Raw genomic sequence first — 13,548 nt, 5'->3', positions numbered from 1 at the left:
ATTTATTTCTCTTTTAAATGATCTTTGATGGTATAATAAGTAAGTCCCTGCAAACCTCTTCTACCCGGCAGAACGCAACTGGCCAGGTAACCGATGATGTAGCAGCTCAGGAAACCGATAGCGCTGTACAGCCAGAAACTAAGCGGGGTAAATGTTTTAACACAATACAGGATCAAACCACTGCTGATCGCTCCTATCAATGCACCGGTGGCATTAGCCCTTTTAGTGAAGATGCCCAGCATAAAAAGTCCGGTGGAGGCACCAATGAATAAACCTGTGATCTCCTGGAATACATCGAGGATGGAATTCACATCCATAAATACCAGGACCACGGAAAGGGCCGTTGCAAATACACCGAGGATCACCGTGGCGGTCTTTGCTACTTTTGCCGTTTGCTTTTGGGTAAGGTCCTTTTTATACCTGCCATAGAAATCTGTGGTAAAAATAGTGGCCACGCTATGTATGTGACTTTCGAGCGTAGCCATGGATGCAGCAAAGATGGCTGCAATGATCAGCCCGCTAAGGCCTACAGGTGCATGCTGTGCAATGAACATCGGAAGGATGCCATCTGTGGTAACAGAAGGATTGAGTTGTTCAGGATGTTGTTTGTAGAAGATGTACAACGCCGTTCCCAAACCATAGATCACAATAGCCCATGGTATGGATACTGCCACGTCTGCCCATACACTTCTTTTTGCCTGTTTAAGATCGGGGGTGGTCATATAACGTTGTACTACTGCCTGATCGCTGGTGAGGTTTCCTAAACGGATGAATATATTCCCGATCAGGATCACTATCAACGAGGAAGAAGTAAAATTCCACTCCGCCTGTCCAAGACTGAATTTCTGATCTGCTATGCCTTGTGTAAAAAAATCAGACAGGCCTCCCTTTAACCCCACAATGGCTAATATTGCACAAACCAGGGCACCTCCGAATAATAATACCGCCTGTACCACTTCTATCCATATCACGGCTTCAATACCTCCTACCACGGTATATACTGTACTCAGTACCCCCATGATCAGGATACAGGTGATAATATCCAATGGCGTAACAGCGGACAATGCCAGTGAAGGAAGATAGAGTACCAGGCCCATGCGTGCCAGTTGGTAGAACACAAACACAGAAGCGGCGAAAAGCCTTGCACCTGAATTGAACCGTTCTTCCAGGTAGTGATAGGCACTTGCTACATTCAGCTTTCTGATGAAGGGAATGTAAGCTTTGGTAACAATGGGCACTGCAATGAACCAGGTAAATACTCCTGCAAAATAGGCCCAGTTAATAGCATAAGCCTTTGCCGGTATACTCATAAATCCAATGGCACTCACCTGTGTGGCCATGATACTGATCCCTGCCACCCAATAAGGGATATTTTTGCTGCCCAGCAGGTAATCATCTGTTTTTTTCCGGGAGAAATAATAGCTCATCAGTGCCAGTACCAGCAGGTAAATTACCAGTGTGCTGTAATCGATCCAGCCGAACTTACTTTTCTGCCTGGCGGTTTGTAATGCCGCCACCTGTATCTGGCTGGTACGAACTCCGGGGCGCAATTCTCCTCCTACCAGCATGAGCTGATCTTTCCAGCGTACGGCTGTGGCTCCTGCTACACCGGCAGGTACATCGTTCAGTTTTATCCAGGTGTCTGTAATGGTATGATAGGCCAGCACTTCTTTCACCATGTGATAATCATCTTTCAGTTCAATTGCTTTATCTGCATCATGGCCATCAGATCCGCTGAATAAGATCACATGCGTTGGGCCTAAACCTATAGCAGGGCTAAACCATGCCGGCCTTGGTAATGGCGTCAGTGTTTTCCATGTTTGTTTGTGGGTATTGTAAGCAAATGCATCTTTTAAATATCCTGCTGTTCCTTTACCGCCAAACAGGTAAAGGCATTCATACTCCCCATTACTCTGCGTAAGCATTGCTGCGCCTGTTCTTGCTGCTCCCGGCCAGGATGGCAGGGGCTGCCATTCAGGTTTTGTAAGGTCCAGTTTCCAGAAACCCTGAGATGGCAGACCTGCATCATCCTGCCCGGCGGCAATATAAATATTGTTACCTGCCCTGGCTGCTGATAAAGAAGAGAGCGGAACAGGAAGGCGTGGGAAAGCTGTATCTGTTTCAACTTTGTTTGATACCGGATCCCAGCGAAGTAAGAATACTTTATCTGAATTGCTTTTACCATTGGTACCACCCATCACCAGCAAACCATTGTTTGTATTTACCACTGCTGCATTGGCTAAAGGGAAAGGCAGCCTGCCTGCTTCCCTCCAGTTCATGGTATTATCATCAGTAGCTACATAGATCTTATCGTAAATGATCTTCTGCCCTCCCTGCTGTATGGGTTGATTAAAATTACTGCCGCCTGCTACAATTAAAGCGCCGTTGCTGACACCGGTGATGGTATTACTTAAGCCTTCCTTCACCGGCAGCTCCAGCGTTTTATTCCAGGAGAACCATTGTTGCGCCTGCACCTTTGAAAAGAACAGCACTGCACAAAGCAGGTAGATATATTTCTTCATATTATTTCTTATCTGATAGCCACGCTAAACTAAAACGAGCCAGTGATACCGTATCCGGCATATGTTTGTTTCCTCCATGCCCGTACATGCAAAGGATACTTTTATCGGGCAGCACCGCCAGGTCTGAATACGTAGCGCTGCCTTCCTGCAGGAGTTTATTCACTGCCCATGTGTTACCATCATCTCTGCTTAACCTGATGGTGAGGTCCCTTCTTTTTTTAAGGTCTGCCGGCTGCGATACGAGGATGATATTGGGCTTTGTGGCATACCGTACCAATCCTATATCACATACACTGCCAGTGAGGCCTTTATCATATTCCAGGGGAGAAGACCAGGTGATACCTTTGTCTTTACTGATCACCTTCGCCTGGAAGGAACCATCTTTTCCTGCATGCGTACGGCCTATCAGCAGGATATCCCCGTTTGCTTTTGTTACGATCTGTGATTCGTTAAACTGCCCTACCGGGGCATCTTCACCTACCTTCCATGTTTTACCATGATCATCACTGTAGATACAATTAACACCGTATGCTCTTTCCGCAGCGGCGAAGGAAATAGATCTCCTATGCCATACCGGAACGATCAGGCGTTTGTTCTTCCATTGAATACCATGCCCGGGACCGGGCAGATGAAAGGTCCAGGCTTGTTTATTATGCTCAAAGATGGCAGTGATCTCTGTAGCAGCAGACCATGAAAGCCCATCATCTTTACTGCTGATGTAAAACACCTGTGTACTGGTATTGTGATGGTTAAGGGCATAGAAAAGGAACAGCTCGCTTGTTTTACTGTCCTGCACAATTGTAGGGTTCGTCCAGGATTGGCCATCCACACTTTTCACGAGAATAACGGAAGGCGAAAAATTATTGCCTTTATCTGTGCTTCGTTTCAAAACGATGTGGTGCGCACCATCGTCTGCACTTTCTGTTATCCGGGCTTCGGCAAAGGCCAGGATGGTCCCTTTATCCGTTACCGTAAGTCCATACACAAAGTGTGCGAATATGCCGTTTTCGTTTGCTGTCCACAGGGTTGTTTTCTGCCCTTTCGCCAGGAAGGGACAGATCAGCAGCAGTATGATCTTTATCACTTTCATTACCATTCCGGATTCTGTATGATCTTAGGATTCAGTTTTATTTCATTGGCGGGGATGGGGAACAGCAGGTTTTTATCCGTAACAGGATAGGTAGGATGAATAGCCCTGATAGTTTCTACCAGCCTTTTTGTCCTTACCAGGTCGAACCAGCGATGGCCTTCAAATCCCAGTTCCAGCACACGTTCATTCAGCACTGCATCCCGGAAGGAATCTTTTGTTAAGCCAGACAGGTCAGCCGGTGTGGCAGAGGGATTGGTGCCGTTCCTCTTTCTTGCTCTTCCCCTGATGGCATTGATCATGGTATATGCATCCGCGGTAGGCCCTGATATCTCATTCAACGCTTCTGCCCTCATCAGGTAAACATCAGAAAGCCTGAGCACTACAAAGTTTCCGGAAAAGGCAGCAGCATCCCTTGTGGTGCTGGTTTTATTGATGTACTTTTTTGCCGGGCTTGGATAAGGCACTGCTAATTGCTGCCAGGTGATAGTATTCCCATTCTTATCAGGCCCCGAAATATAGAAGGTACATTCTTTACGGTAATCATTATCAGGATAACGGTTGAAATAGGCTACTTCACTTACAATAGATCCTCCGTCAGAAGCAGCCTGCCCTGGTATTACATACATTCCTCTTGGTAAAGAGAAAGAACCTAAGATAGACAATTCGCTTGAAGTAGTTAAAACACGGTCTCCCTGCCACTCAAACAGTGATTCTTTATTAAACTCATCCTCTCCTCCTACCGCTTTTTCATAATCAGGTAACAGTACATGCTCAGGCATTGTCAATACTTCATTACAGAGGTCTGCACATTTCTGATAATCGTCCGCTTGTTTGGCTGCTGAGGAAGCCCTGGTCAGATAGACCTTTGCCAGCAAAGCTTTTGCAGCTCCCTTCCTTGCCCGTCCATTTTGATTGGAAGGTGCCAGGTGCAAACCTGCAAATTCCAGGTCTGAGATGATCAGGGCATACACATCACTGATCGGTGATCTGGCAATATCCACTTCACTGATAGCTGTTACTTCTTTTGCCACCAGCGGAAGGTCGCCCCATAACCTTACACCATAAAAGTAACTTAGTGCCCTGAGGAAGTGCGCTTCTGCGAGATACTGCGTTTTCAGGTTTTCATCCATATTTATCTTCGCTACCCTGTTGAGTACGATATTGGCTTGATTGATGGCGGCATACATGGAATTCCATACCCGGGATACATCATCGTTATCAGACACATAACTGAATTCATCCAAAGGTTTTTCTGCGGTAAGCGTTGGTGGCAATGCCTCATCAGATGTGAACCAGGTAAGGTATTGCAGCCTTCTGGCTATATATGTTTCACCACCGCTCCCCAATGCATCATAAGCTCCTGTAAGTGCTATAAATGCATCTTCTGCTGTTTTATAATAGTTCTCCGGTGCCAGGAAACTCTTAGGTTCTTCTTCCAGGAACTTTGCGCAGGAAGTAAATGAAACACCTGCGAGTACAAGTAAAGCAGTAGCTATATTTTTAGTGGTTGTTTGCATGGTTCTAGAGTTTAAGGTTTACGCCAAACATGAGTGTGGTTGCAGTGGGATATCCTCCACCGCCATCTGGGTCATAGCCGATGTAATCTGTTTTCGTTAACAGGTTCTGGCCGGACAGGTAAACACTGGAGCCTGAGCGGAAAGTATAACTCAGCTGCACGTTCCTTATCTTCAGATAGGAAGCATCCATTAGCTGATACGTGGAAGTCAATACATTGCTGTAACCTGCTCTTGGGATATTGCTGTCAGGATTCGAAGGCGTCCACCTGTTTAAAAGGTTCAGGGATTTATTGCCTGTTCCGGAAGGATCATTCAAACCAGTACCTTCCGTTCTATCCGCTTTTGCAGATCCCTGGAGGAATACCGTTAAGCTGAAATTCCTGTATCCGAATACATTACTGATGCCATAGGTGAATTCAGGCAGGGAATTCCCCATTACTATCCTGTCGTCCGCATTCAGGAATCCATCACCGGTAACGTCTTTGTATCTTGCGTCTCCGGGTTTAACATTGGTTTGCACGGTTTGTGCATCAATTTCGGCCTGTGTATGAAATACTCCTTCATACACATATCCTAAGAAGTTGCCGGGAGGATAACCAACAAATAAGGTGGTAGAGGTGGCGCGGCCTAAGGAGGTGATCTTTGATTTATTATGCCCGAGGTTCATGTCCGCCGTCCAGGTAAAGTTACCGGTGAAGATGTCTCCACCCAGGCTTATTTCAAATCCTTTATTCTGTAATCCGCCTGTATTATAGAGCGCACTGCTGTAGCCGGAATACGCCTGCAGATCGATGGTGAATAAGAGGTTCCGTGTATCTTTCTTATAATAATCTGCTGTTAATCTCAGGCGGTTATTAAAGAAAGCTGCATCCAATCCAACATCCCACTGCCCTGTTTTCTCCCATTTCAATTCCCCGTTTTCTAATCTTGTATGCCTGGCAGCAGGTACCAGTTTGTTATCAAAGATATAGGCGTTGGAAGTGGTTAAAGTAGCGAGGGACTGATAACTTCCGATCTCCTGGTTACCGGTAAGCCCGTAACTGCCTCTTAATTTCAGATCGGAAATGAATTTCAGGCCTTTCATAAAAGGCTCTTCAGATAAACGGTATCCCAGCGCTACGGAAGGGAAATAGCCCCATTTGTTATCTGCGCCGAATTTAGAAGAACCGTCTGCCCTGAAAGATGCTGTCAACAAATATTTATTATCATACTGATAATTAACCCTTCCAATGAAAGAAGCCATGCTCCATTCTGTTAAAGAAGAACCAATGATCGTAGCGCCGGTAGCGCTTCCTATGGAATTGAGCCCTAACCTGTCGTCTGCAAAACCGGAAGGTTCCGTGGTAGCGCTGAAGTCCTGTTCCTTCTGCCAGGTAAAACCACCCAGTAATTCCAGGTTGTGTTTCTGTTTAAAGATCTTTGTATACCGTACTGTATTCTCATTGAGGATATTGGTGATCTTCCTTTCCCCGATCATGCCCAGGCCTCCCAAAAGCCCTCCTATATAGGTGGTTGCCCTGGGATAATATTCCTGGTTGCTCCTGTTGGTAAGGTTAATGCCGAGCAGCGATCTGAAGGTGAGGTTTTCTATCGGTTTGTATTCAAGGGCAACATTCCCTAAGAAATTATCTCCTTCCAGTTTGTTCTTTACGCTGAGCAAAGAAGCTACAGGGCTTTCTGCTTTTCCTGCATTGTACCAGTAATCCACGTAATCTCCATTTTCATCAAATACAGGAATGGTGGGAGAAGTATCGTAGATCTTCTCTCCTACAGACCTCACGTTACCGCTGCCTGCTCCTGTAGTGGGTACAGAGCGGTTGATGGTTCTGCTGTAAGACAAAGACTGTGAAACTTTTACTTTCTCATTGATCTTTGCATCTGCATTTACGCGGAAGGAATATCGTTTCATGTTGGAATTGATCACAATCCCATCCTGGTTATAATAGTTACCGGAAACAAAGTATTTAAGGTTTCCTTTTCCGCTGGATAAAGACACCTGGTGGTTCTGGATCATCGCAGGCCGGAACAGTTCATCCTGCCAGTCTGTTCCTTTTCCGATGGAATCCGGCCTGGCAAAAGGGATGGGCAGGTTGCGGGTTTGTGCCCAGTCGTTCAGGAATGCAGCATGCTGCGCTCCATTCATCAGTTTCAGTTTATTCGCTACCGTTTGCACACCGTAGTAGCCATTGTAGTCCACAGCTATCCCGTTACCTGATCCGCGTTTGGTGGTAATGATAATTACCCCGTTAGATCCCCTGGAGCCGTAAATAGCGGTAGCAGAAGCATCTTTCAATACCTGGATGGATTCAATATCATTCGGGTTCAGTGAAGCCAATGCATTGGTGGCAGTGAATGTTCCATAAGAAGTACCGGAAGGGTCTTTGCTGCTATTATAAACCGGCACATCATCAATTACAAAAAGGGGTTCGTTACCTGCATTCAGAGAACTGGCTCCCCTGATGCGGATATTCAATCGTCCGCCGGGAGCTCCGGAAGCCTGTGAAACATCCACACCAGCAGCTCTTCCCTGTAATAACTGATCCACGCTTACCGCTGGTTGATTTTTGATCTTACTGGCTGAAATAGTGGAGATAGATCCTGTGATATCCTTCCGTTGTTGTGTACCATAACCCACCACTACTACTTCCTGTACGGAAGAAGCAGAGAGTTCCAGTTCTACATGAATGGTAGATTGGCCGCTGATCTTTACTTCCTTTGTTTTATACCCAACATAGGAAAAGATCAATGTAGCGTTGGGATCCGAAACGCGGATCTTATAATTACCCACAGCATCTGATTTGGTTGCATTCGTTTTTCCTTTTTCGAGGATGTTTGCTCCGGGAAGATTGACGGTGCCTGTTATGACCTGTGCGCCTGCAGTAAACAGCAGGCCACAGAGCATACATAACGTAGTAATTAATTTCTTCATGGTATTAGTTTTTTCATAACGGTGAAAGCTATTGGCGTGCGAGCCTGTCTGTTTCAGACAATGTAAAGCGGGTGCTCACTATTGAATTTTTGTTCTCTCCGGGCCTGTATTTGATATAAGTAGTAGCCACGAACGTCTGGTCCGGCAGTAATTCCAGCCCGCTGTACCCGCAATCCCATGTTTTATAACTGTGGAGTAACTTTATCCGGTATTGTCCGGGTTTGCCCTGGATGATATCTTCATAGGTCCCTACCCATGCCATGTAGTGGTCTTTGGTGGCACTTTTCTTTCCGGTATCCCTGAAAACTACTACAAGTCTTCCATCCGGACTGTATCTTGCTTTGTGCCTGTCTCCCCACAATCCTTCGGGGAGTGGTTTGATAGTAGACCATGTTCTGCCTTCATCATTACTGAGCATGTACAGCGAAATATGATAATCGTTTTCCCGGATCAGGCAAAGCAGTTGTTTTCCGGAAGGTGACCGTATGATCTCCGGTTCGCAGGGTTTCAAACCCATGGTATCTAAAGTTGTTTGTAGTGGCGACCAGGTGAGTCCGCCATCTTCAGAGATGCTTTGTACGAGGATGCATGATTTCTTTTCGACCTTTTCTCCGGGTCTTCTTTGGTTGGTCATGCCCAGTAATCTTTTTCCACCGTCTATGGGTATGATGGTGCAGAATGGCATACCGGTGAGGTCCAGGCCGTTGCTTTTCATCGGGCCCCAGGTATTATCCTTTAACAGGGCCTGCTGCATCTGGTGATCTGGTCCGCTTCCTGCAAATGCGATTACATTTTGTCCTCCATCCGGGCGGGGTAAGAGATAAACGGCAGGGCAATTCATTGCGGTACTCCAGTTTTCAGGTACAGGTTGATGTACCCAGGTACGTCCGCCGTCGTCACTTCTTTTGGCCGGGCCGCATTTTCCACCATGGCCATAGGTCCATACGCAGTGGATGGTTTTTCCGTCCGGCATGAGTACGGTGGTGGGCTGGCCATTGTAAATATCTGGTGTACCCTGTGCTACCACTACCTGCCGGGTAGAGTCTGCTGATAGATCTACAACAGGCAAAACCGACCGGCTTCCGGAAATAAAAGGCATAAAGAGGCCTGTAAGCAAAAGTATCTTGCTTAAAGTCATAACTGTGGAGATTTGATTATGTGAAGGTGATATGTTCTATATGTACTACATATTGACAAATCTAAAAAATAATTCCTAAGCTTTCCTAATTTTTTTGCTTAAAACTTGGGAATGCTTGTTGGGAGGGGATTGTGTGGGTTGGGGAGGTAACTGGGAGTGCTTGGGTTATTTAATGTGAAGGTATGCGGGGTTAGATTATTGTATATGAAGGTGTACGAGAGTGCTTAGATCATTTTATGCGAAGGCATGCGGGAGAGCTTGGGTCATTTTACAGCGCCGCAATGTACTTAGGTTATTTTAACGGTCACGGGTGCTAATCACTTTATACGATCAAAGTGGGGCTTCAGATGTTCGTACATCGCTTTCTTAAAATCTTCCTTAGTTCCGTTCTTTAAGATACTTACCAATCCCCTGTGGTCAATCTTGCCACTGGTGGGTTTATCAACGAGGGTGATCACATAAGCAAAAACAGGGAGCAGCATGATCTGGAAACGTTTAAGAGTACTATTCCCCGTCATTTCATAGAGCTTGCCATGGAAAGCGATCTCATTCTTTACGAGGAAGGACTTGTCTTTGTTGATCTCGCTGTTGGCTATTTCTTCCAGTTCATCAATATCATCATCTGTCATGCGGGCATATAATAGGTCTGCCAGTCCCATTTCCAGGACCAACCGCAGTTCAAATACATCTCTTAAGGTGGTATCGTCTATAATAAGGGGATCGAGTACCCGTTCAAAGGCTTGCAGGATATCCGGGCTGGCCAGTACCATGCCTTTGCGTTTACGGGTTTCGATCATACCTAACATACGTAAACGGCTCAGGGCCTCTCTTACCACGTTCCGGCTTACACCCAGCGCTTCGGCAAGGTCTGTTTCCTTGGGGAGGGCATCCCCCGGTTTAAAGGACATCTTCTTGAGATACTGGCGGAGTTTGACTTCTACCGAATCAGCCATTGTATTGGCCCTTACGCGACCGAGGTTTTTGCTCAGATCGTTTTTATCATCTTCTTTCATCATGCGCTGATAGCTTTGTCCATTATGTACTACAAATATACAAAGTGTATCGATTCCCCCTAAAAAAGATTACCTGGCGCTGTGGGGCGCCAGGTAAAACTTTTGTTTTAATGGAAATACTTTATTGATCAGCAGCTATTTTGGGCAGCATTGTAATAAGCTAGTTCTTCAACAGCATCTCAATCTGGAGCTTCAGTTTTGTTTCCACTTCTGCCCCTTCGAATCCTACATTGGCAAACTGTATATTTCCTTCCTTATCGATAATATAAGTAGCAGGAATGATATTGAATTTGAACTTATCTCCGATAGCAGGATCCGTATTATAGTACACCGGGAAGGAATACTTCTTATGCCCGCTCCAGCCCTGCGCATCTTTTAACGTATTGCGTGCACCGCTGTTCACTACGAGGAAAGCAATGTTTGGGTTGTTCTTATACTTGTCGTAGATCTTCTGGAGGTAAGGCATTTCCTCCATGCAGGGAATACACCAGGTAGCCCAGAAGTCAATGACCAGGATCTTGTTCTTCCAGGTTTCCGGAGGAACCGGGTCTCCTTTCATATCAACAAAAGTGTTCAGTGCAGGAACCGGTCTGTTGGTACGGAGCTTTGCTATTTTCTCCTGCATCAGTTTTTCCCGAAGCACCTGTAATTCCGCTAACCTGGCTGTATTACCGGTCTGCTGAAAGAACACGCCTGCGTTATCCAGTGTTTCCTTATCTGATGATAATTGCAGCGCTTTATCCATATTCCCGGAGGCTTCCGGTAAACGGCCTGCCTTCATATCTATCAGTGCCAGGATGGACAACAGATTGGCGGAAGATCTGTCAAACACGGCTTTCCGGGTGCTATCATTCGCATAAGGAAGGATGTACCCTGTTTCCGGGAAATGACGGATGATACCAGTAGGGAATTTATCTGCCATGGCCAATGAGCGTTGTGCATAAGCACGCGCAGAGTCTAACGCAATATTGTTCTCCATCAACGTTTGCGCAACCATCTTCAACGTTTCCGGTTTATACGGGCTATCATCGTTACTGGAAAACTTAGATGCATGCAGTAAAGCTTTGCTGCCGTTCTTTTTTGCAGCGTATAATTCAAACAACTGGCGGTGCATTGCTGAAAAAGATGCAGCATTCTGTTTTGTTTCCTTCTTCAACTCCTTTTCAAACAAAGCAATCTGTTTAGTGGTGTCCTTTTCTTTGGAGATCATGTCTGTCACCAGGTCGCGACCCACTTCTGAATCAGGGTATTTCTCCCTGATCACTTTGCGAATGGAATCGAGGCGGCTGTTCTCTCCTATGATCAGGTAACCCATTGTTACTTTGTTGATATTTCCCATAACGGTGGGCGCTTCATAGAACTTATCTGCGATCACTTTGTGCGCCTGTTCCCTGAGCCACTTTTTATCCTTATCATCTGCTTTGCTCATTTTGTAGACGAGTAAACGCAGTTTTGCTTCATAGTTGGTGGGATACAGCGTCAATTCTTTTTCATATTGCTCTGCCTGCTTTACTGCCACCTCGGGGGATTTCCTCATTTGTGCGCTCAGGCTGTATCCCCTGTACAGATTACTATTCTGCACCGGGGTTTTATGTTCATACACCATTACTTCATAATGACTGTCTGGCCCCGGTTTCTGAATAGCTTCACCGCTTTGCAGGTAGAAAGTAGCAAAGGCGGCAAACTTTGCCAGTGCAAAAGAAGCCGTCCATACTTCTCCTTTCTTTTCCATATCTATCCGCCAGGGCAGATCATAAAAAGTGGAATAAGAGAAAACAAGTGTAACAGTTGTAGCGCTGGCGGGGATCTGTGCGCCTGCCGCAGCAGGGTCATATGTAACCGTCACAGTTTGCCCCCGTTGCGGGTATTGCGGAGAGATCGTCACTGGCTGTTGTGCCAGTGTGATCTTTCCTATTAAGATGAACAGTATCGCTATTAATCGTTTCATTATTTGTACCCTTCATTCTGCGTGAGAAATACATTCGTTCTTACAGCATCGCTGGGAATCGGATAGATCGTATCTGTGGCCTGCCAGTTAGCTCCTTTGATGGGACCTAGTACAACAGTTGATCTGTTAGTACGTTTCAGGTCAAACCAGCGGTGCCCCCACTCTACAAAGAGTTCCATCTTACGTTCTTTCTCTACGGCACTGATCAGCGCTGCTTTATCCAGGTTGGTGGGCAATGCCAGCAAACCTGCGCGCATACGGATGGAATCCAGATCTGCACGGCCGGTTTCCAGTTTATCCTGCTGTACGCGTGCTTCTGCACGGATCAGGAACTGTTCTGCCACACGCATCACCATGGAAAATTCCGTTACTGCACCGCTGGGGTTGGTACGTACTTTATATTTAAGTGGCAGATAATAAGTAGCGCCCGCAGTTGTTTTACGGAAGTCCGTCCATTTAGCCAGGCGCTGATCGCCTGTTTCAAATTTGCGGATCAGGTTTAAGGTATCCAGTCTGAATAATGCAGTAGCCGTGGACGTTGGCGGTGTTGATGTAAAACCTTCCCAGGTATTACGGCCACCAGCTACGTTTACCGGTTGTAATTGCCAGATAGCTTCCCGGCTGTTGGCCAGGAATACTGCGTTCAGATCCTTCAGCAAAGAATACTGACCGTTTGTGATCACTTCGTTTGCTTCTGCTTCTGCCAGTGCCCATTGTTTGTTATACAGGTATGTTCTGGCCAGCAAAGCAGTGGCGGCAGCCTTATTCGGACGGATACGCTGACCTGTGGGGTAATTAGCTCCCATCAGCTTTTTAGCTTCTGTAAGATCGCTGATGATCTGTGCATATACCACAGCGGTTTTCTCTCTCGGTTTCACGTTGTTCACTCTCCAATCTGTGCTGGTGATCAATGGAACATCCCCATACATATTCACCAGGTAGAAGTGAAAGAAAGCGCGCATGAAATAAGACTCTCCCAATAACTGGTCTTTCACGGCAGGTGTTAATCCCTGTGCTGCAGAAAGGCCTTCTATACAGGCATTCGTTTGATAGATATAACTGTACTGATCCCTCCACATGCTTTGTACATACTGGCTGCTGGGCAGCAGCATATTCTGCTGGAACACATCATAGTTGGCAAAGTTTGTATAATAATACAGGTCATCTGCCTGCATAGCAGAGAGATAACTCATCAACACATTTGCAAAATAATAGTTCAATTGGTTCATGTCGCTGTATAAGCCGGTAACAGAAGCCGTAGCTGTTTTGTCGTCTGTAAAAACAAGGCTCGAAGCGAGTTCATTCTTCGGTGTTGGTGTTTCTACATACTTTGAACAGGAGAACAAAGTGAGTGAAAGACCAATGAGCAGTATATGAAGTTTTTTCATTGT

8 protein-coding genes are annotated in these 13,548 nt (G+C 46.0%); all 8 read right to left on the bottom strand.

What is annotated here, in order from left to right:
* Positions 1-2 precede the first annotated feature (2 nt).
* Positions 3-2,522, bottom strand: coding sequence for a sodium:solute symporter family transporter (locus BUR42_RS04510; protein ID WP_074238090.1), 2,520 nt, complete (start codon positions 2,520-2,522; stop codon positions 3-5).
* Between the two features lies 1 nt (position 2,523).
* On the bottom strand, positions 2,524-3,612 hold the full coding sequence (locus tag BUR42_RS04505) for a sialidase family protein (RefSeq protein ID WP_074238089.1): 1,089 nt from the start codon (positions 3,610-3,612) through the stop codon (positions 2,524-2,526).
* On the bottom strand, positions 3,612-5,129 hold the full coding sequence (locus BUR42_RS04500; protein ID WP_074238088.1) for a RagB/SusD family nutrient uptake outer membrane protein: 1,518 nt from the start codon (positions 5,127-5,129) through the stop codon (positions 3,612-3,614). Before BUR42_RS04500 ends, BUR42_RS04505 begins: the two co-directional genes overlap by 1 nt.
* A gap of 4 nt (positions 5,130-5,133) precedes the next feature.
* The gene (locus BUR42_RS04495; protein WP_084185394.1) at positions 5,134-8,058 is read right to left on the bottom strand and encodes a SusC/RagA family TonB-linked outer membrane protein; all 2,925 of its coding nucleotides are present in this window, start codon (positions 8,056-8,058) and stop codon (positions 5,134-5,136) included.
* Between the two features lie 28 nt (positions 8,059-8,086).
* Positions 8,087-9,196, bottom strand: a complete 1,110-nt coding sequence (locus BUR42_RS04490; protein ID WP_074238086.1) for a sialidase family protein — start codon at positions 9,194-9,196, stop codon at positions 8,087-8,089.
* Positions 9,197-9,513: 317 nt separating this feature from the next.
* Positions 9,514-10,212, bottom strand: coding sequence for a FadR/GntR family transcriptional regulator (locus BUR42_RS04485; RefSeq protein ID WP_200798212.1), 699 nt, complete (start codon positions 10,210-10,212; stop codon positions 9,514-9,516).
* Between the two features lie 157 nt (positions 10,213-10,369).
* The gene (locus BUR42_RS04480) at positions 10,370-12,157 is read right to left on the bottom strand and encodes a TlpA disulfide reductase family protein (protein WP_084185392.1); all 1,788 of its coding nucleotides are present in this window, start codon (positions 12,155-12,157) and stop codon (positions 10,370-10,372) included.
* Complete coding sequence (locus BUR42_RS04475) at positions 12,157-13,545, bottom strand: RagB/SusD family nutrient uptake outer membrane protein (RefSeq protein ID WP_074238084.1); 1,389 nt, start codon at positions 13,543-13,545, stop codon at positions 12,157-12,159. The genes BUR42_RS04480 and BUR42_RS04475 overlap by 1 nt, the downstream gene beginning before the upstream one ends.
* Between the last annotated feature and the right edge of the window lie 3 nt (positions 13,546-13,548).

The organism is Chitinophaga niabensis, from assembly GCF_900129465.1.
Taxonomy (GTDB): domain Bacteria; phylum Bacteroidota; class Bacteroidia; order Chitinophagales; family Chitinophagaceae; genus Chitinophaga; species Chitinophaga niabensis.
The sequence above is the reverse complement of the archived record's forward strand: the minus strand, read 5'-3'. Positions and strand labels throughout refer to the sequence as shown.